The organism is Vibrio genomosp. F6, assembly GCF_005146325.1.
GTDB lineage: Bacteria > Pseudomonadota > Gammaproteobacteria > Enterobacterales > Vibrionaceae > Vibrio > Vibrio cortegadensis.
Map to the genome: position 1 here is coordinate 1 of NZ_SYUT01000069.1, position 21,475 is coordinate 21,475.

General features: G+C 41.2%; 17 protein-coding genes. 11 read left to right on the plus strand and 6 right to left on the minus strand.

All coding sequences use genetic code 11. The annotated features are described in order from the left end of the window. Window positions 1-203: 203 nt before the first annotated feature. Window positions 204-1,049 (minus strand): CvfB family protein, encoded by an 846-nt coding sequence (locus tag FCV43_RS18490; RefSeq protein WP_136996005.1) that lies wholly within the window; start codon window positions 1,047-1,049, stop codon window positions 204-206. Between the two features lie 98 nt (window positions 1,050-1,147). Here FCV43_RS18490 and FCV43_RS18495 point away from each other — a divergent pair, with 98 nt between their 5' ends. Continuing rightward, window positions 1,148-2,500, plus strand: coding sequence for a hypothetical protein (locus FCV43_RS18495; RefSeq protein WP_136995996.1), 1,353 nt, complete (start codon window positions 1,148-1,150; stop codon window positions 2,498-2,500). Between the two features lie 100 nt (window positions 2,501-2,600). Here the strand turns inward: FCV43_RS18495 and FCV43_RS18500 are convergent, their stop codons facing one another. Both FCV43_RS18500 and FCV43_RS18505 read right to left on the minus strand, forming a co-directional pair. Beyond that, window positions 2,601-3,080 carry a PaaI family thioesterase gene (locus FCV43_RS18500; protein ID WP_113796637.1) on the minus strand — a complete coding sequence of 160 codons (480 nt, stop codon included), beginning with the start codon at window positions 3,078-3,080 and terminating at the stop codon, window positions 2,601-2,603. A 199-nt stretch (window positions 3,081-3,279) separates the two neighbouring features. Beyond that, window positions 3,280-4,167, minus strand: coding sequence for a putative PEP-binding protein (locus FCV43_RS18505; RefSeq protein WP_136995997.1), 888 nt, complete (start codon window positions 4,165-4,167; stop codon window positions 3,280-3,282). A 204-nt stretch (window positions 4,168-4,371) separates the two neighbouring features. On the opposite strand from FCV43_RS18505, the gene FCV43_RS18510 reads away from it, so the two are divergent. Together FCV43_RS18510 and FCV43_RS18515 are read left to right on the plus strand one after the other, a co-directional pair. Beyond that, the gene (locus FCV43_RS18510; RefSeq protein ID WP_113796633.1) at window positions 4,372-5,424 is read left to right on the plus strand and encodes a 3-deoxy-7-phosphoheptulonate synthase; all 1,053 of its coding nucleotides are present in this window, start codon (window positions 4,372-4,374) and stop codon (window positions 5,422-5,424) included. Window positions 5,425-5,441: 17 nt separating this feature from the next. Next, a complete protein-coding gene (locus FCV43_RS18515) occupies window positions 5,442-5,924 on the plus strand; it encodes a YajQ family cyclic di-GMP-binding protein (RefSeq protein ID WP_136995998.1) in 483 nt (160 codons plus the stop codon). 167 nt (window positions 5,925-6,091) lie between these two features. On the opposite strand, the gene FCV43_RS18520 is transcribed toward FCV43_RS18515, so the two are convergent. Further along, window positions 6,092-7,024 (minus strand): precorrin-2 dehydrogenase/sirohydrochlorin ferrochelatase family protein, encoded by a 933-nt coding sequence (locus FCV43_RS18520; protein ID WP_136995999.1) that lies wholly within the window; start codon window positions 7,022-7,024, stop codon window positions 6,092-6,094. A 458-nt stretch (window positions 7,025-7,482) separates the two neighbouring features. Between FCV43_RS18520 and FCV43_RS18525 the strand changes: the two genes are divergently transcribed. The 6 genes from FCV43_RS18525 (at window position 7,483) to FCV43_RS18550 (ending at window position 13,058) form a co-directional block, all read left to right on the plus strand. Further along, entirely contained in the window at window positions 7,483-8,511 is a 1,029-nt protein-coding gene (locus FCV43_RS18525) for an amino acid ABC transporter substrate-binding protein (protein WP_017053330.1), read from the plus strand. A gap of 72 nt (window positions 8,512-8,583) precedes the next feature. Beyond that, window positions 8,584-9,789, plus strand: coding sequence for an amino acid ABC transporter permease (locus FCV43_RS18530; protein ID WP_136996000.1), 1,206 nt, complete (start codon window positions 8,584-8,586; stop codon window positions 9,787-9,789). 1 nt (window position 9,790) lies between these two features. Then, complete coding sequence (locus FCV43_RS18535) at window positions 9,791-10,888, plus strand: amino acid ABC transporter permease (protein WP_017053328.1); 1,098 nt, start codon at window positions 9,791-9,793, stop codon at window positions 10,886-10,888. A 22-nt stretch (window positions 10,889-10,910) separates the two neighbouring features. Next, on the plus strand, window positions 10,911-11,681 hold the full coding sequence (locus FCV43_RS18540) for an amino acid ABC transporter ATP-binding protein (RefSeq protein WP_017053327.1): 771 nt from the start codon (window positions 10,911-10,913) through the stop codon (window positions 11,679-11,681). 234 nt (window positions 11,682-11,915) lie between these two features. Next, window positions 11,916-12,584: a Bax inhibitor-1/YccA family protein gene (locus FCV43_RS18545; protein ID WP_017053326.1), complete on the plus strand. Its 669-nt coding sequence runs from the start codon at window positions 11,916-11,918 to the stop codon at window positions 12,582-12,584. A gap of 144 nt (window positions 12,585-12,728) precedes the next feature. Further along, window positions 12,729-13,058 (plus strand): TusE/DsrC/DsvC family sulfur relay protein, encoded by a 330-nt coding sequence (locus FCV43_RS18550; protein ID WP_017053325.1) that lies wholly within the window; start codon window positions 12,729-12,731, stop codon window positions 13,056-13,058. 50 nt (window positions 13,059-13,108) lie between these two features. On the opposite strand, the gene yccX is transcribed toward FCV43_RS18550, so the two are convergent. Continuing rightward, the gene (gene yccX / locus FCV43_RS18555; protein ID WP_136996001.1) at window positions 13,109-13,393 is read right to left on the minus strand and encodes an acylphosphatase; all 285 of its coding nucleotides are present in this window, start codon (window positions 13,391-13,393) and stop codon (window positions 13,109-13,111) included. A gap of 97 nt (window positions 13,394-13,490) precedes the next feature. On the opposite strand from yccX, the gene FCV43_RS18560 reads away from it, so the two are divergent. Next, entirely contained in the window at window positions 13,491-14,900 is a 1,410-nt protein-coding gene (locus FCV43_RS18560) for a methyl-accepting chemotaxis protein (RefSeq protein ID WP_136996002.1), read from the plus strand. A 145-nt stretch (window positions 14,901-15,045) separates the two neighbouring features. Then, window positions 15,046-16,239: a class I SAM-dependent methyltransferase gene (locus FCV43_RS18565; protein ID WP_136996003.1), complete on the plus strand. Its 1,194-nt coding sequence runs from the start codon at window positions 15,046-15,048 to the stop codon at window positions 16,237-16,239. Between the two features lie 89 nt (window positions 16,240-16,328). Here the strand turns inward: FCV43_RS18565 and FCV43_RS18570 are convergent. Then, on the minus strand, window positions 16,329-21,475 hold a 5,147-nt coding region (locus tag FCV43_RS18570; RefSeq protein WP_136996004.1), incomplete at its 5' end, for an Ig-like domain-containing protein.

Below are 21,475 nucleotides of genomic sequence, written 5' to 3' on the forward strand. Positions count from 1 at the left end.
ACAGATACAGATACAGATATTTTAAAGTAAATTGTCACAAGTAACATGCTTTAAAGACATAATTAACGCAGGCTCGATCAACATGAGCTGCTTCCCCTAGACCCAAAACGGGATCAGTTTTGGGTCTTTTTTTATAACCGAGAAAACAAGTTCATCAGCTGCGTTAATTGAACATCAAAAGCAGAAGTTATAGTGGCTTACCACTACTCTTCGTTATCTACGAGTCTAATACCGTCTTTATCAATGGTAATTTTACCCTGCTTGTAAAGACCGCCAATTGTCTTTTTAAACGTACCTTTACTTGTTCTAAACGCAGAGAAAATCGCATCTGGTGATGATTTATCATTCAATGGTAAAAACCCATCGCGTTTCGCTAGTAAATCTAAAACTTTTAAGCTCAAGTCGTCCATCTTAGCAACACCAATTTTCTGCAAAGAAAGATCGATCTTGCCATCTTCACGCACATCTTTGATGTAGCCTTTCAGTTTTTTACCAATAAACAACTTACCGATCACTTCTGAAGGGAAGATCATTCCCCAGTGTTCGCCATTAATAATCATCTTGTAGCCAAGCTCACTGCGCTCAGCGACTAATAAATCAACTTGCTGATTACGTTCATAGCTAGCAGGCGTATTATCCAACCACTTGTTAAACTTTGTTGTACCAACAATACGGCTTGATGCTTTATCAATATACACATAAACCAAAATAGTTTGGCCTTCGCGTAACGGCCCACGCTGCTCACTGAATGGGATCAGAAGATCTTTACTTTTCACACCCCAACTAACAAATGCGCCCGTGCTGTTTACGCCTTCGACCGTCATTAATCCCCATTGACCAACCTGCGCGATAGGTGTTTCTGTAGTCGCAGCCAACTGGCTATCAGAATCAATGAACAGAAATACGTCAAGCATGTGACCAATTTCAACATTTTCAGGAGCAAACTTTTTAGGCAGTAATACCGTTCCGTAATCGTCAGCATCCAGGAAAACCCCAAAATCTGCCAGTTTTACCACTTTTAAGCTGTTTATTTGACCAACATTAATCATCAAAATTGTCTCTTTTCAAATTTGCGGTGATTATACGTGATCTCTGGTATCCTTTCGCTAGTTTCACTCATAAATTTCATATCTGTAAGGAGTTATCGTTGATCACCGTCGACAAACATGACGCTATTACTCTCAAAATTAACCATGCGATGGCTAAAACTAAAAAATTAGACATGGATATGTATCTTTTTGTCCCTGGTGAATTGGGTTTAACTCCTGAAGTTCTGTCTGAGAGTGGCTTTTACTTCAATGCCATGACTCAGAAACGCGCCTACTATAGTGATAAAACGCTGTTGCCGCTTGTTCATAGCCGACTTGCAAAACGTGGGCGCTTATCTACCACTCAGTACCGTGTCAGCTTGAGCTTATTCGCCTATCAATATGTGATTGCCCTCGATAAGGCGGTAAATAGCTTAAACAAAACCGAACGAGAAGATGTCTCGGCTGAAGAAGTAGATGAAGTAATCGAACTTGCTTTAGACATATTAAAACGTTTACGCCGTGGTATTCCATTTGAAGAGAATTTGAAACGTTATTATGCCAATGTCGATAACTACCTTTCTTGGTATACAGAACAACGCTTTCTCTCCTTAGTCGCTCATATGCCTAGGGGTAATGAGTACTCAACTATCAAGGAACGTCTCATTGTGCTATGCGAAAAAGAGACCGTTCACCGTAAATTAAACGATTACAACTCGAAAAAAGTTCGTGAAGATGTGACGCGATTAAGTAATAAAATGCGTCTATTGCGCAGGTTGATAGAACACCCAATCATCTTAAAAGAAAAAACCATCTCTATGGGTAAGAATGTTAAACGTGCGGTGAAAGGTGTGGCGACAGGTTTGGTGATGGTTTTTGTTACCACCATCGCCATCGTTGCGCGAGACTTCCTCGGTGAAATCACCGCATCGTTCATCGTTGCGATGTCGTTTATCTATGCGTTACGTGAAATATTCAAAGATGATTTGCGTGATATTCTTTGGCGCTGGATGCGTAAAGGCAAGCCTAAATGGAAACGCCGATACTTCGACCCAACAACAAACAAAGCGGTAGGACAGAAGCTAGAGTGGCTTGATTACACCAGCTTTTCAAAATTGGCAGACCGTATCCAGCAGATCAGAAGAAAACGTGTCGTTCAACGTGAAGAGCAGATATTGCATTATCGTTCACAGACAGAGATGTCGACGTCAAGATTTATGAGTGGTTACGAAGAAACACGCGAAACGATCCAAGTCAGTCTTAGAGAGTTAACTCGACTCATGGATAAGGGTTCAAACAAAATCTATCAACTCAATGAAGGTCAAGTCAGTAAAGAGTCCGTCGAAAAAAGACACTTGCTCAACTTAATCATTAAAGAGAACAACCATGATGGTGAACCGAATTATTATCGCTGGAAAATCATCATGAATCGCTCAAAAATCGTCGATATTGAACAAGTCAAAGTAAGCTAAGTGCTTTGTAAACTAAGTACTTTGTAAACTAAATGCTTTGTGCTTTGTAAACTAAGCGCTTTCTTTGAGCTTGTTATTTTCTTAGCTCGCTAGTTTTGAGCTAACTGGACACTTTCTTCAAAGAGAGGGTCAATAAAAATTCTGCCATGGGTTCATCACCATGCAAACTTGGACAAGTGGCAGTGATTTTTACATCTTGGTTTACCCTCTCTCCGCTACCTATGGTTTCATCTAGCATTTGATCAATTAAATCTCCATCCTCACAATAAAAGTGAACATCAGCTTCTGGGCGCTTTAAAAATTTCGCTTCAACCCCTTTGAAAGCAAGAGAGATTTTTTCTCCTCGCTGCTGGGCTTTCTCCATTGCGAGGAACCCGCCAGCCACGTCAGCACCAACGGCCAACACACCAAAATACATACTACTAAGATGATTTTTAGTCCGTCGCTTTAATGGGATCCTTACTTCGACACTGCGTTCATTCAGAACCAATAGTTTCGGGTGGCATAACCAAATCATTGGCACTTTAAAGAAACCAAAGAGGTTTAAGTACATATTCGCTTTTTGCAACGGGGATAACATATCGACTCACTATTAGAATAAGTTGTCAGACCAGTTAAGCGAAGAAAAACGATATTGTCAAAGAAATGTTAAAAAAAGGAGATATAAACAGCAGTTCATATCTCCTTCGCTTTTTAAACTTGATGGTAGTGATAGCCCATTGATTCATCGTTCTAAGAGTCTATAAACTACCATTACGAACTAGGCATTAGCCAAAACGTTACATTGTCACCACAACATTCAAGCCTTGATATTTGAGTAGATGCCTTTGAAGCTCGGGATACTCTGATAATGCTTGCGTTACAACTTGCACTGGTTTGCCAACCTTTTGGGCCGCCTCAATTACCAATGACAACATATCTAACACCGCATCATTCTGTGGATCAAACAGATGTTCATTCGTCTCATTGGCTTTATCTACACCCAAGGTAAATTGAGTCAAATGTTCAACATTCACTACGACACCATAAAATAACTCTAATAACCGAGGAGCAAGCATTACCGAAGACGGAACATCGCACGAAAAACAGAGGTTTATTGCCTCGTTCTGACTCGAAATATCTAAGCTTTTCAGCTGTTCTATGATCTGTTGCGCTTCATCAAGAGTGCGGACAAATGGAATGACAACATCAACATTCATCCCTTTCTCAACGAGAGATTTAATCACGTTGCACTCTAATGAAAATGCATGTGAATACGCATCAGAGACAAAACGAGACACGCCTCTTAGGCCAAGTGAAGGGTTGATTTCATCTTCTTCCACTTGTCCACCAAGTAGTGATCGAAATGCGTAGCTATCATTGCTGCTTAAACAGACTTTCACTACGTCATGTTTGTCTGTTTTAGCCATTAAGATCTCAGATGACAAGGTCTCCACAAAATGCTCGTCAACACTCATCCCAAACAAAATCGCATCAAGAGCGCCAACTTCTATATCCGTTAAATCACCTTTAACCTGAGCAATCGATGGGTGATAAAAAACCTTCTCCATCATTAGCTCTGATAGAGAAACATATAAGTAGTCCGAATCTTGGCTGTCTGCGTATGAAGGCAACACATCCCCAAGTTTAAATTCTGGATGAGTAGTACCTTGATCGACTTGCTTCATTATGGCTCCGATATTTGATTTATTACCTGAAGGAAAATACCGATAGCGCCAAGTGAATTCAAGCAAAACACCATGATTTAGCTCTAACTCAACAATAAAGCACCGATTAATCCACGAATGACCAATAAGATTGCCTCTAAAGAGTTTATTCCTAAGAATAATTCCGTTATCTTTACCGCTTCGCAATAAAAGACAAGCAATCACATGCCATTAAAAACTGATGAATTGAGAACCCAAGCACTTGGGCCTATGCCGACTCCAGCCGAGCTTGGAAGTGCTTACCCTATCACTGACGATGTTGCTGAACGTATTGCTCAGTCTCGCAGACAAATTGAAGACATTCTTACTGGTCGAGATAATCGACTTTTGGTCATTGTTGGACCATGCTCTGTTCACGATACCGATGCCGCTCTAGACTATGCTCAACGTCTAAGTTCTATCCAAGAACAATATTCAAAAGAGCTCTTTATCGTCATGAGAACCTACTTTGAAAAACCACGCACGGTGGTAGGTTGGAAAGGTCTAATTACTGATCCAAACCTAGATGGTTCTTATGCACTGGAAGCTGGGCTGCACAAAGCACGTAAACTCTTACTTGATATTAATACGCTAGGGCTTGCGACAGCGACTGAATTCCTTGACATGATCACAGGCCAATACATTGCTGATTTAATCACTTGGGGTGCTATTGGTGCACGTACAACTGAATCGCAAATCCACCGTGAGATGGCATCTGCGCTATCTTGTCCTGTTGGTTTTAAAAATGGCACCAACGGCAACGTAAAAATTGCCATTGACGCTATTCGCGCGTCGCATGCATCTCACTACTTCTACTCTCCAGATAAGAATGGCCGCATGACGGTTTATCGCACCAGTGGTAACCCGTATGGGCACATTATTCTTCGCGGTGGTGACACTGGGCCGAATTTCGATGCTCAATCGGTTGAAGCCGCATGCAACAAGCTTGCAGAGTTTGATTTACCTGCGCGTCTAATTGTTGACTTTAGCCACGCAAACTGTGAAAAACAGCACCGTAAACAACTCGAAGTAACACAAGATATTTGTGATCAAATCACATCTGGAAGCACTTTTGTTGCAGGGATCATGGCTGAAAGCTTTATTGAAGAAGGCAATCAACCAATGACCGATATCAACAATCTTGAATATGGCAAATCAATTACCGACCCTTGTATTGGTTGGAATGACACTGTTCAAATGCTTGATATGCTATCTACTGCAATTAAAACCCGTAAATAAAACTGAGGATAATTTTTATGCCTTCTTTTGATATTATTTCTGAAGTTGAAAGCACAGAACTTCGTAACGCTGTTGATAACGCAAACCGTGAACTTGCTACTCGTTTTGATTTTAGAAATGTTGAGGCGTCATTCGAATACAAAAGCGACGTTGTTACCCTTTCTTCGCAAGATGACTTCCAACTTAAGCAGATGCGCGACATTCTACGCAGCAACCTAACTAAACGCGGTGTGGATGCTAAAGCGATGGAAGCAAAAAAAGCGGATCAAACGGGCAAAAACTGGCACCAAGATGTCATTTTCAAACAAGGTGTTGAAACTGATATCGCGAAAAAGATCATCAAAGCCGTAAAAGATGCAAAAATCAAAGTTCAAGTTGCTATTCAAGGCGAGAAGATGCGCGTAACAGGTAAAAAACGTGACGATCTACAAGAAGTTATGGCATTGGTTCGCGGTGGTGATTTCGGTCAACCGTTCCAATTTGACAACTTCCGCGACTAATTACTTCTGTAATAGTGGTTTGCAATAAGTTGGCACCTAGCCTTTAGAAAAAGAGCTTGGTACTGGTTATAAACAAAGAGGGAGGCACTTGATTGTGCCTCCCTCTTTGTTTTTCTATTCCACGTGAGCAACACTTAAGTAAAAGTGACTTCAAAACTGGTTTACGGTCAACATCGGCCCAAAGAGAGCAAGCTATCACTTCCAATTAGCAATGAACACTCGTTCTTCTTCGGTACAAAAACGCAGATTCGCAAGTTGTCTTGTTTCGCTTTGGCTATTCTCTCGGACAAATCAGCAGCAGTTGCATATTGCTCGCGTTCAGCATCTCTCCGTGATAAATCAATAAAATCATAGGGACACGCTTTAGGGTATAGAATCAGTTCCGCTTGTTGCATTAGTCGCAATGCCTTGATCGTCAAAAGCTCTACATCATCACCAAACTCTATCCATGTGCAGCTACCTGCGCTGTCTAATTCTTGTTTAATCGCGATTTGGTATAGTGATTCTAGCTGTTCTCTGCTCACTGATGATTCAACGCGAGAGTCAGACAAGAACGATTCCCAGAATTTTCGTCTTTCTGTGACACTAGGAAACTCTTTCTTAATAGAATTACGTTTTGATGCGCCAAATTCTGCGAGTAGAGATAAATTCTGTGGCAGTACTGATTCTAATTTTTCACGAATGTTTCTCACTAAAATAGGAGAAGCGCCACCACTCGATATCGCAATTTGGATTCGCCCACGGTTCACCATAGACGGAGTAATGAAATCACAGAAGGGTAAATCGTCAACCACGTTTACAAGAATACCCATTTTTTTTGCATCTTTATGAACCTGATGATTTAAGGATGGATTATCGGTTGTTGCCCATACTTGTATATACTGCTTGGTCATAATTTCACTGGAATAAAAATTTTGAATCCATGAACAACGCTCTGCATCCACAAGGGACCTCAAGTAAGGCTCTAACTTGGGTGATACGACAGTAACCGATGCCCCTGCCCTCAACAGTGAATCAACTTTTCTGCATGCAACCTCTCCTCCACCCACAACCAAAACAGGTTTATCAACCACATCCAAAAACAGTGGAAAATATCGCATTGCTACTCCTAAGCTTTGTAAATAACTATTCACTTATGCTACCAAAAACAGTGCATTCTAAGCAGCCCATTATCTCTTAATAAACTATTTAAGACTAAATTTTCAATAGTTCCTAGATTGTCTCACTAGAATACGACTGTCAATTAACCAGTAACACCATTGAAACAATCAATATGAACGCAATTATTCTAACGCACTAATGGAGTGCTCAGTTGCACTATTTACATTCAGTTAACATTTCGTCATCCTAACATCTGTTCGGTTTTGTGATTTCTCTCAAAAATCTTTTTAAATTAAATGTTTGAGAAAACATAAATCCTTACCTACGCTTATAAGTGATTGATTTTTAATCGCGCTCAAAAAGCCGAAATCAATCATAAAGGATATAACGTAATCATGATAAGTAAGTTGTATCAGGTATTACCTGGTTTAACATGGATCATACAGGATGGATACAAATGACAAATAAACTCACTCTTCTTGCTACAGTCGTCGCTGCTTCTTCTGCCATGATGGCAACATCAGCATCAGCAGCAGATAGCACTCTGGAAAAAGTCAAATCACAAGGTTATCTAACTTGTGGCGTAAGTACTGGTCTTCCAGGGTTCTCTAACCCAAACTCAAAAGGTGAATGGGAAGGAATCGATGTCGAATATTGTCAAGCACTGGCAGCTGCTGTTCTTGGCGATAAAACAAAAGTTAAGTATGTTCCTTTAACGGCAAAAGAACGTTTCACCGCTCTCCAGTCTGGTGAAATCGATGTATTGTCGCGTAACACCACATGGACTCTTCACCGTGATACGGCTCTTGGTTTAAACTTCGTTGGCGTAAACTACTACGATGGTCAAGGTTTCATGGTCAAAAAAGATCTTGGCTTAACCAGTGCTAAAGAACTGGATGGTGCTTCTGTATGTGTTCAATCTGGTACCACTACAGAACTTAACCTAGCCGATTATTTCCGTAACAGCGGAATGTCATACAAACCGGTTGTATTTGATACTGCCGCGCAAACATCTAAAGGTTTTGATGCAGGTCGTTGTGATGTACTTACGACAGACCAATCAGGTCTTTACGCCCTTCGCTTGAACCTTAAAGATCCAAGTTCAGCGCAAGTTTTACCTGAAATCATCTCTAAAGAGCCTCTTGGACCGGTTGTTCGTCAAGATGATGACAAATGGTTTAACGTGGCAAAATGGACACTCTCTGCAATGATTAATGCCGAAGAGTATGGTATTTCGTCTAAAAACGCAGATCAAATGCTGAAATCTAAAGATCCAAACATCAAACGTATTCTTGGTGTTGATGGTCCTAAAGGTAAAGGTCTTGGCATTCGTGATGATTGGGGCTACCAAGTAATCAAACAAGTGGGTAACTATGGTGAAAGCTTTGAACGCACCGTTGGTACAGGTTCTCCTCTAGCTATTTCACGTGGCGTAAACGCCCTATGGAATGCTGGTGGCTTCATGTACGCTCCACCTATCCGCTAATTCAGTTTGGATATGTTATTGAAGGGCGGTGGAATGCCGCCCTTTCCTAAATGGATTTGAGGTTAATGTTGTATGAAACCTAATAATAATGTACCAAGTATGCAGGCAAAACCAACTGCTAAGAGTGCAAACCTATTTTATAACCCCACCTTTCGCTCAGTTATCTTCCAAATACTTGCGGTTGCTGCACTGCTTTTTTTTGGATACACCATTGTAAATAATGCTTTAACCAATCTTGATGCTAGAGGTATCGCGACTGGCTTTGGTTTCTTATCTGAAGAAGCTGGATTTGGTATTGGCTTAACACTTGTTGAGTACGATGAAACATTCTCTTACGGAAGAACATTTGTTGTCGGTCTTTTGAACACGGCTTTAGTTTCTGTTCTTGGTATTATCCTTGCCACAGCCATCGGTTTTACTGTCGGGATTGCCCGGTTATCGAATAACTGGCTAGTTAGCCGTTTCGCAGCCATCTATATTGAAGTTTTCCGTAATATACCTCTACTGCTGCAAATATTCTTTTGGTACTTTGCTGTACTTCAAGCGCTGCCATCTGCTCGTCAAAGTATGAGTTTAGGGGAAGCAATCTTCCTCAATGTTCGTGGCTTATATTTCCCCGCCCCAATATTTGAACAAGGTAGTGCTTTTGTAATCGCTGCTTTTATCGCTGGTATCATTGCGACATTGTTCATTAGTATTTGGGCCAAAAACAAGCAAAAACTCACCGGTCAACAAACGCCTTTATTACGAATCGCTTTTGGTTTATGTATTGTCATTCCGACGATCATATTTTTTGTTATGGGACAACCTATCACGGCTGAATACCCTGAATTAAAAGGGTTCAATTTCCGTGGTGGTATCAGCATTATTCCTGAACTTGCGGCCTTAATGCTCGCACTAAGTATCTATACCGCTTCGTTTATTGCCGAAATTGTACGATCAGGGATTAACGCCGTTAGCCATGGACAAACTGAAGCGGCCATGTCTTTAGGTTTACCTCGAGCAAGAACCTTAAAGTTGGTTGTTATTCCTCAAGCTCTGAGGATCATCATTCCACCATTGACCAGTCAATATTTGAATTTAACCAAGAACTCATCTCTTGCGATGGCTATTGGTTATCCAGATTTAGTTTCGGTTTTTGCAGGGACAACCCTCAACCAAACAGGGCAAGCGATTGAAATCATTGCAATGACAATGGGTGTTTATCTCACATTGAGTATTTTGACATCCGCATTGATGAATATCTATAACCGCAAAGTTGCTTTGGTGGAGAGATAAGATGAGCATACATGAATTTCAACCAAGCCTTCCACCACCTGCAAACACTGTCGGTGCGGTAGGTTGGCTTAGAAAAAACCTTTTTAACGGTCCTGTTAACTCAGTTGTGACTATTGTTTTGGCCTATTTAGGCTTCTCTTTGATTTGGGCAATATTTGACTGGGCAATTCTCAATGCCGATTGGCTTGGAAGCACCCGAGATGCTTGTACCAGTGATGGCGCATGTTGGGTGTTTATCAGCGTTCGTTGGGATCAATTCATGTTCGGTTTTTACCCAGAAACTGAACTGTGGCGACCTCAACTTTTCTATGCAACGTTAGCTCTTTTCGTTGGCTTACTTGCCTACGAAAAAACACCAAAACGACTTTGGATCTGGTTAGTTTTCGTTAACCTATACCCATTCTTTGTTGCTGGTCTACTTTATGGTGGCGTGTTTGGCCTTGAAGTCGTTGAAACCCATAAATGGGGTGGCTTACTGGTTACGCTTATTATTGCTTTAGTGGGAATTGTCGTTTCCTTGCCTATCGGTGTCGCTTTAGCACTGGGGCGTCGCTCTGAAATGCCTATTATACGAAGCATGTGTACCATCTATATCGAAGTGTGGCGTGGTGTTCCGTTAATTACGGTGCTGTTTATGGCTTCAGTAATGCTGCCACTGTTTTTGTCCGAAGGGTCTGAAACAGACAAATTGATTCGAGCATTAATCGGGGTAGTTTTATTTAGTGCTGCCTATATGGCGGAAGTGATTCGTGGTGGCCTACAAGCCATTCCAAAAGGCCAATATGAAGCCGCAGATGCTTTAGGTTTAAGCTACTGGAAAAAAACGGGGTTAATCATTCTCCCACAGGCGCTTAAAATCACTATTCCATCTATTGTAAATACCTTTATTGGTTTGTTTAAAGATACCAGTCTCGTACTCATCATCGGTATGTTTGATGTACTTGGTATTGGTCAAGCCGCAAACACTGACCCTGAATGGTTAGGGTTTTCAACCGAAAGTTATGTATTTGTCGCGTTAGTGTTCTGGGTGTTCTGTTTTAGCATGTCGAGATATTCGATATGGCTTGAAAACAAACTTCACACCGGCCACAAACGATAATTAAAAAGATCAAGGACGTATTATGACGCAGCAACAATCGAATACAAATGATAGTCAAGAGTTGATGATTGAACTCAAGGATATGAACAAGTGGTATGGTGAATTCCATGTACTAAAGAACATTAATCTTGAGGTTCGTAAAGGCGAAAAAATCGTTATCTGTGGCCCTTCTGGCTCTGGTAAATCAACGATGATTCGTTGTATTAACCGACTTGAAGAGCACCAAAAAGGGCATATTTTTGTATCAGGAAATGAATTAACCGAAGATTTAAAAAATATCGAAGCCGTACGAAAAGAGGTTGGGATGTGCTTCCAGCACTTCAATTTATTCCCACACTTAACAGTACTTGAAAATTGCACCCTTGCGCCTATTTGGGTTAAGAAAATGCCTAAAAAAGAAGCAGAAGCAATTGCAATGAAGTATTTAGAGCGTGTTAAGATCCCAGATCAAGCCGACAAGTACCCTGGTCAACTTTCTGGTGGTCAGCAACAACGTGTAGCTATTGCTCGTTCTCTCTGTATGAGTCCTCAAGTTATGCTTTTTGATGAACCGACCTCTGCACTCGACCCTGAAATGGTTCGTGAAGTGTTGGATGTTATGGTTGAACTTGCAGATGAAGGTATGACAATGCTCTGTGTTACTCACGAAATGGGTTTCGCGAAAGAGGTGGCCGACCGAGTAATCTTCATGGATGCTGGAGAAATTATTGAAGAAAATAACCCTGTCGATTTCTTCGAAAATCCACAATCTGATCGAACTCAAAATTTCTTAAGTCAAATATTGCACCACTAAACCTGTTGCAGGCGGTAAAACTTAAGAGAGGCATGTAAAGTGCCTCTCTTTTATTTTCCTCATAAGCTCATAGACTTATAATGGATGAAATATGATGTTACATCTTAGCTAACACTTAACCTTTTATTTTTATTATTATTTTATTTAAGAACAACACTAAAAAGACTTGATTTTTTGAACTTTCAGCCCCATAACTGTTCATATAAATATTAAGTCACCCTATCGAGGAAGATTATGAACAGCCCAATGGTATCTCGCTCATCAAGCGTAGAGAGCACATTAGAAACAAACAAAGTACTTAAAAATACTTATTTCCTACTATCAATGACGCTAATCACAAGTGCCATTGCTGCCGTTGCGACTATGGCGATGCAAATGTCATCAATGATGGCGCTAGTAATGCAAGTTGCTGCAATCGGTATTCTATTTTTTGTTATGCCAAAAGCCGTAAATTCATCGGCAGGTATTGTGTGGACCTTCGTATTCACTACTTTAATGGGTGGTGCTCTTGGTCCAATGCTAAATCACTACGCAGCGATTCCAAACGGCCCTAGCCTAATCGCACAGGCTCTTGGTTTAACAGGTTTAGTTTTCTTATCTTTATCTGCATACACAATCACGACTAAGAAAGATTTCTCTTTCATGCGTAGCTTCTTGATTGCTGGTCTTATTGTTGTTATTGCAGCAGGTTTGATCAATATCTTTGTTGGTTCAACAATGGCTCAACTTGCAATCAGTAGCATCTCTGCAATGGTATTCTCTGGTTTCATTCTATTTGATACTAGCCGTATTGTTCGTGGTGAAGAGACAAACTACATCAACGCAACAATCTCTATGTATCTAAATATTCTGAACCTATTCATTAGCCTGTTGAGTATTCTTGGTATCACCAACAACGACTAATGACTTAATTGATATGACTAAGCCCAAGGCCAAAACCTTGGGCTTTTTTGTATCAGCAGAAAGATGTGCTTGAGAAGTTGACCTCGGCTGCGCTACCCTATCTGATAACTATTTAAATACCTGTTAAACATTAGTGGAATTACCATGCTTGAATTCAACGGCAAAACTATCGAAACTGACGCTCAAGGTTATCTGTTAGATTACACACAGTGGAGCGAAGATTTGATCCCACATTTAGCTAAAGAAGAAGGCATCGAACTAACGGATGCTCACCTTGAAGTTATTCTATTTGTTCGAAAGTTTTATGAAGAGTTTAAAACATCTCCAGCAGTGCGTATGTTGGTTAAAGCGATAGAAAAAGAACATGGTCCTGAAAAAGGCAACAGTAAGTATCTTTTTAAACTGTTCAAACAAGGCCCAGCAAAGCAAGCGACAAAATTAGCAGGGCTCCCAAAACCAGCGAAATGCTTATAAAACAAGTTTCGATAAGCTCTCGGGATTTTTAAATAATACTGTAGACCGTTCTACAGTATTTCGAACCCCTTTATATTGCATTCTTCCTCACGATCTAGTGGACCACTTCTGATGATTGAATCAACGGTTGCTGATTTAGGCCCATGTGCTAGCCACTTTGCAAACACCTCAATATTATCGCTTTGCCCACAAACCATAACTTCGACACTACCATCATTTAAATTTTTAGCGTACCCAGTCACATTACATTCCAGCCCTTGTCTTGATGTGTAATATCGAAAACCTACGCCTTGAACCACACCAAATACGATAAACCTTTCACATTTTTGAGTCATCTAAACACCTATTTTGTCAATTGAGTGCTATATTTCACGAGTCTTTATACCTACTTTCTGTTGTAGGTTTTTACCATTTAAATTAGAGCATAGCACTATGAAAGAGATTCCATTCCGCTGGATTGATAAATATCTTATACACCTTAAAATTCAAGAAAAATTCTACCTACTTTTCTTATTACCGGTACTTGCTCTGGTGATTCTCTCTTTCGTGCTCAGTAGTTCCGCAGACTCTATGCTTAATCAACAAGCTCAAGATGAACTAATGCTGACCAAAAACTTAATCGAAGCTGGAGAACTCACTCGCGCGGAAGTAAACAATTTATTAAGTAATTCAGAAACAATTCAGATTGGTAATGGTGTTGGTTCTGTGTCAGTAATGGACGGGGCGTTTAGCATCGTCGCATCTCACAATCTAACGTTGTGGGCTTCACTTTCAACCACTCACTTAGTCATTATTTTTGTCGCTTTATCTCTAATAGCTCTCGCGGTTTACTACATCATGACCTTCATTGGTGGTGCTATGTTTACGATGAATAAGGCTCTAAGTGTTCTAGCGAGTGGTAATTTAACTGAGCGCATGAACTTTTTCTTAGTACGAGACGAATTCAGTACTATCGCTATTGCTATTGCTATTGATAAAGTCGCTGAACGCGAACAAAAAATGGTACTTTCGATTCAAGAGTCTGTTGCACTTATGCAGCAAATTAGCTCTGATTTGAATTTATCAACACAACAAAGTTCCGACGTTTCCAACACTCAGCAAGAGCACCTGAACTCTCTAGCGAGTGCGACCGAAGAGATGGCCTCTACAATCCGTGAAGTTGCTAACCTTGCACATGATTCCAGCACACAAACAGAAGATGCTCGCAGTGTTGCCCAAGGCGGCCAGGTAAAAGTGAGTACGACTCTTGAGTCGATTTCGAATTTATCAAACGAGATCACTTCGGCTTCTCAAGCGGTTGAAGAATTGGACGCGAATGCTGCGCAAATTGACGAAGTTGTCACAACCATTAATGCTATCTCCCAGCAGACTAATTTACTTGCGTTAAATGCCGCAATCGAAGCTGCTCGTGCTGGTGAACAAGGGCGCGGGTTTGCGGTTGTTGCTGATGAAGTAAGAGCGCTTGCCGGTCGAACCCAACAAGCGACCGTCGAAATTCAAAGTATGATTGAATCATTGCAGCGCAACAGCCAATCTTTGACTCAATTGATGGAAGTGACGGTTAACAATGCAAATGAAGGTCAATCCTTAATGGCTGAAGTTAATGAAGAGATAGGCCACCTTGCAGACAAAAACCAGTCTATTTCTGATAGTAGCGTTCAAATCGCGACAGCGGCAGAAGAGCAAGGCGTTGTTGCTGATAATATTGCGGCAAGTGTTGAGGAAATTCGTAATCAATCAAACAATGTGTGTGAAATGATTTCTGCATCGAATAAAAATGTTGAACAACTCCGCAAACAAAGCGATGAAATGGAAGGATTACTCACAGGCTTAAAGGCGTAGCAGGTAACTCTACATTCGCTGTTTAACACCTCTCAAGGGCTGCAAGATTTGTAGCCCTTTTCTTATTTTAGGTGAGACATTGCTTTTCCCAACCGCATCACCGACAATACACGCCATTTTTTGATTCAATATATAGAGCATCTCAATGACTCCTGCAATTTATCTAGCAAAAGGCCGCGACAAATCACTTCGACGTAAGCATCCGTGGGTATTCTCACGTGGTATTGACAAAGTGGAAGGTGAGCCTCAATCAGGTCAAACTGTCGACGTATTTGCGCAGAACGGCAAATGGCTAGCTAAAGCAGCGTACTCTCCTACTTCGCAAATTCGAGCTCGTGTTTGGAGCTTTGAGAAAGAAGAGATCAATAAAGAGTTTTTCATCAAACGAATTCAAAATGCTCAACTTCTACGTGAAGAGATTATTGAACGTGACGGCCTTACTGGTTATCGCCTGATTGCCGCGGAATCAGATGGGTTGCCGGGCATTACCATTGATAAATACCAAGATTTTCTTGTTTGCCAACTGCTCAGTGCTGGCGCTGAATTAAATAAACAGATTCTAGTTGAAGCGTTAGTTCATTGCTTCCCTGAGTGTAATGTTTATGAACGTTCTGATGTTGCAGTTCGTAAAAAAGAGGGGTTGGAGCAAACTGTGGGTGTGCTTCATGGCGAAGAGCCACCTAAGTCTGTTGTGATTGAAGAGAATGGCATCAAAATCAGTGTCGACATTGTTGAAGGCCACAAAACGGGCTTCTATCTTGATCAGCGTGACAGCCGTAAAGAGTCAATGAAATACGTTAAAAACAAAGACGTTTTAAACTGTTTCTCATACACCGGTGGTTTTGGACTATACGCACTTAAAGGCGGAGCAAAACGTGTAATCAATGCAGACGTATCTCAACCGGCATTAGATACGGCTAAACACAACGCTGAAATCAATGAATTTGATATTTCCAAAAAACGCGCAGTGTTCTTGAATGCGGATGTATTCAAACTATTGCGTGAATACCGCGACCAAGGTACAAAGTTTGATGTTGTTATCATGGACCCACCAAAGTTTGTATCCAGCAAGAACAACTTAACATCTGGTGCGAACGGTTATAAAGATATCAACATGTTGGCAATGCAGATTTTAAACCCAGGTGGCACCTTACTGACTTACTCTTGCTCTGGTTTAATGGGAGCAGATCTGTTCCAAAAAATCATTGCAGATGCCGCATTAGATGCTGGCCGTAGTGTAAAATTTGTAGAGCGTTTTGAACAAGCGGCGGATCACCTTACCGACACTGCTTACCCAGAAGGTTTCTACCTGAAAGGTTTTGCTTGTAAGGTGTTGTAGAGACAAGCTAAAAGAATAGTTCTTTAAGTTGTTGTTATAAAAAACCGAGATTTTTCAATCTCGGTTTTTTTGTTGGCTTAATGAATAGCTTAGTCGTCTTTGATGACTAAGATGTTACTTAAGTTATTAACTAAGTCAGCGGCCGATAAACCATCAAATTCAATGGTCACTTGCTGACCTGGTGTCTCAACTACCATCGAAGAGTTATCTGCGTCACCTTCGATTTCAATGTTATCTAATAACTCGGCAACCTGCTGTTGAGTTGGTGTGTCAGTAAACAGGTCTGATAAGTCGACTTTATCTCCTTCCGTGATGCTGAAATCAGTGATTCGGTCTGTGCTTCCATCTAAATCAATATCAACCCATTTGAATATATCTGCATCGTCACCACCAGTTAGAATATCGTTGCCTAAACCACCAACTAAAGTGTCTTCACCATCCCCACCAAGAAGAATATCATCGAAATCAGTACCTACTAAAAGATCATCCGCAGTAGAACCGGCTTGTGCATGGCTTTGCGCTAAATTGGCCTCACCTTCGGCGCTGATGTTTAACGATAATAATTGCTGAGACTCATTTCCATCTCCATCACGAACTGTATACATAATTTCTAGACCCAAAGCTTTTCCACTATCAACCGTAGGCGCGGTAGCTATATGTTGGAACACATAACTCCCATCACTATTGATGATCAAATCACCATAGTCAGTAGCTAGCTTCAACTCGCCATCAACAATTGTCGCAACTAGAGATGAATTAGACTGGCTACCATCCACACCTATTTCTTGTAGTACATCAAGCTTATCAACATCAATAACTACGGCTTGATTGCTAATGTTACCTAACAAATCGCCCGCTTGGCCGATAACTGGAGCCAGCTGAGGCAATTTCGTTATTAGCTCACTATCAGGAATATAAACAACCTTGTTAGATATACTTTCTAAATTATCGATACTTGTGCTAGAGGTAACTGATTTAACAACACCTACTGCTGTTACATCTTTATCTTTAGTAAAATCATTCCAGGCTTTGTCAGCATCGCGGTCCCAACCGCCGTTACTTGCACCATCACTAATAAAATAAACAACGTCATTGGTGTTTGATAGCTCAATTTCACTTGGCAGGCTGCCGTAGCCATTTATGGTCGCGTATGCCGCTTCCTCGTAATCCGTACCGCCTTTCACTTCAAAATATGTGGTTCCACCGACTTCAACTGAGCCACTTTGAGCTGAAGTGAGTATTGCTATCGCTTCTTCAACTGTAAACCAGCCAATTGGAGACATATTCTCTTCATCATCGCCTGATACTCTATTATCAAAATCGATCAATTGAACGTGAACTTCGTTTGAACCAGGTTGTGACTTCACGTCCTGCAGCATTGCTACAGATGCTTGAAGCATCAAGTTCATTCTTGTTACGCCATTGTGTGAATAATCGTCCATACTACCGGATGAGTCCAACACCAATGAAATCAAGGTCGGCGGTGTTACTTCTTGAACTACAAACACCTCATGCGGCGCTGTTGCTGATGCCTCACTCGACTCAATATCATTGTTACCTGAGTCAATTGCTTCAACTTTAACATTGATAGAAAGTTGCTCTCCTTGAGGGATTCGTACTGATAATCCATCAATATTAATTTCAGTCTGACCACTGGTTACTGGTACTGACCACGTACCATCTCCATTTAGTGAGCCAACAACGTCACCATTGCTATTTACAACTTCGGATCCTGAAGGTAACCCTTCGATCGTTAAAGAATGAATAGTATCACTTGTGATGTCACCTACCGATGCGTCAATATCTAATGGGTACTCAAGGTACGTTTGTTCGATATTTTCCCAGCTATCACCATCCCAGTGGAATATTCCATCAGCAAATTGGAGATACTCAACATCATATAGATCATCGTCCCCTTCATTTGAACGACTTGACGCGCCGCTAATTTTATCTTCAACTGTAAAGTATTGGGCATTTCCTGAGACCGTTTTGACTGCAGAAATTCTATATTCGTCGAAATTGCCAGCGTAAACGGCAGTATCCGTTCCGGAACCTCCATACAATGCATCATCTCCACCTTCACCTATTAGTATGTCATTACCTGCGTTAGCAACTAACTGCTCCCCTAAATCACCGTCATAATTTCCTAGAATCCCATCACCACCAACCAGAACATCATTAAGTGATGTACCGCGCATTGCATCCGCTCCACTGTTACCAGCAAATGCCACACCGTCATTGTCGTACACGCCAATCTTAGCCCCGTCGTCAGTGTACTCATAGACCCATTTTTGAGAGCTGGAATCATAATAGCTTCCAACCTGCGCAATATGGTCACTATTACTACCGAACTCATGACTTTGAGAACCATATTGAGACTGTGTTTTAGCCCAACTCGTATATGCTTGACTATCCCCATGAAGAACCGGATCTACGTGAGCAATAACTGTAGGCTCTCCAATCTGAACACTTACATCAGGTTTAGCATCTGATGCTGTACCATCAACCGTAATTTGTGCTGTATTGCTATCTGTACCGTCAGAATCAACCGCATGATAATCAATGCTTTCACTAATCGTTGATTCATTAACCTCAACGCCTCTCACGGTAAAGTTCGAATTATTGTTTGCTGTAGTTGTAACGCGAATTTCATCAAAACCATCAGAAAACTCGATAGTCTTCGTTGCCAACGAATTTGATAACGTATCGCCATTATCCGCATCGAGAATTAGCGTTTCTACATGTACCCCATCACGGTAAAGGAAAATATTAACCTGCGCATTTTGCGTTGCACCTTTATCGTAATGCCCATGCATACTAGCAAAAGTAATATCGGCACTTGTTACTGTAACCCCTTCGGCAAACTCAATCTGCAGATACTCTTTCGCACCCGAACTTATTTCATTATCTATATCACCAGCCGAGTTAACACCAAACCCACGGTCTTTATCACTTGAGTCATAACCAAGGTTTGCTTTCGTTAATGTCGCACCACTTTCCATATCTCCAGCATACACACCTCCGGAAATACTCACGCCACCAATAACAATTTCCTTAACTGAACTACCAACGCTATTTCCATCATTAATATAATCAACGGCATCAAAGCTTAGCTTGTCGTTTGCATCGTTCGCTGCGCGATACTCTAATTTGGTATCAGCCTTGATTTCTGCACCTTTAACAACTTTCTGCTCAGTTCCAGCGATGTAAAAGTCGCCAAACAGTGGATCTTCATCGATCACAATCTTCAACGTGGTTCCATTATGATCATCCTCAATATCTGACACTGCTGAATCTTGAGTCACTAAGTTCAAATCAATATCTGTAAATTTAAACTCTGCTTCCCCGTCACTATCCGTCGTTAGCTTGAAGTTCTGTGCTATGGGCTCGTCATTGGTGCCTGTAACAGTGATAACGGCACTTTGATCAACCGTTGCACCATGTTCATCCTTCACTTTATATATAACAGTCACGTCCATTGAATCATCTTTGTCAAGATGCTGATAAGATGCATGGCTAGTATCGATAGTTAAAGTAGACCCAGATACTGAAACACCATCTGGTAATGACCCTACATCGACAATCGACAACGAGTGCCCATCGTCCACATCCGAAGCATTTTGCAGTAAATCGATAGAAGTAATACTATCTTCAGCAACTGTTCTAGTTACTGCCCCACTTACGGTTGGCTCGTCATTTGTACCAGTAATTTTTACATCAATTTGATGTTCAGTACCATCTTCAGATTTAACAATAAAGCTTTCAATTCGGGTCTGATTAACTGCTAATGATTCGATATGACTGTTATTAACGTTGTATGTCCAAACGCCTGCTTCAGTCATCGTTAATGAGCCGTGAGGCGCACCTTCAGAAGGGTGTTCTACATCGATAACACTAGTTTGGAATCTGTTGTCTACGTTGTCGACATCCGTCGAGATCAGTATTCCTGTATCACTTAAAATAACTGAACCGTCTACTTCCGTGACCTCACCAGTGTCAATACCAGTAATAGTCGCCTTATCGTTAACAGCGTCATAAACAAATTCAACAGTTGCTGTATCAGTATCACCGTGCTCATCCGTAATCGTGTAATTGAATGATGCCTTACCGTTAAAGTGCTCTGTCGGAGTAAACACTACATTATTGCCACTAATTGTAACCGTGCCTCCGACAGCGTTATCAACATTTGTGATACTGAAGCTATCGTTGTCTGAATCCGAGTCATTTGCTAATAAATCTGACTTAGCAATAGTAACAATCGTCTCTTCATTTACACTATTTAAGCCATTATCTACTGCACTAGGTGCTGTATTAACGTCAATGTCATCTGAACCAGATTCTCCGATTTGACCATTTGCTAAAGTGATTTGAGCGTCTATCGTCAATTCAGTTCCAACCACGTCACTTCCAGGAAGGCTTAAGTCTAACTTGCCATCACTTAGGTGCTGTGGTGTGAGCTGAATTGGTGCTTGTGCAACTCCTTCAATCGTTACAATTAACACAGAGCCAACTGCGGCTCCAACCGGAAGCTTGACGGTATAATTAACGTTTTGCCCAAGCTCAATCTGAGTCAAGATATTATCAGCATCAATGATTGTGACCTCAGGCTGAAGGATTTGATCTTTAGTAATGACTTCGCCATCAAAATTAAAATTCTCGAACTCTCTAAAGATGTTTGTATCGCCTTGTGGGTCAACAACCACAACTTCACCGTTAGCGTTAATCGTAACGGTTACACCTTGCGCATCTTTCGCAAAGTCAAATTTCGCTGTATCTGTTCCGGCTCCACCGTCGGCTACGAGCTTATCGTTTTCATCATCTTGATTAACGATGAATTCGTCATCACCGGCACCAAGAAGTACATAATCATCTGTAGTTTCAGATAGTGCAGGGTCGAAATCACCGTGGTAGTAATGAACTGTATCGGAGGCTTCACTAGTGTTGCCGTCAGAGTCCTTTTCCTTCGCGTACAGGAACTCGTTATCGTTTAGTGGAATTGCACTTTCAGACGAAATGTCCAGCGTCCAAGTTGGAGACGGGTCACCAACGACAACGAATGCAGTGCCGATTGATACGTAAAGTCCAGAGGAATCTTTAGCGAAGACTTCGATTGTATTACCAGGTTCACTACCTGTACCGTGTAAGGTCACCGTAGAGTAGTCCGAATCAGTTGAATCATCGGTGATGTTTGTTATTGATGGCGCACCTACGTTCGCCGTGATGTCTTTCGCTACCG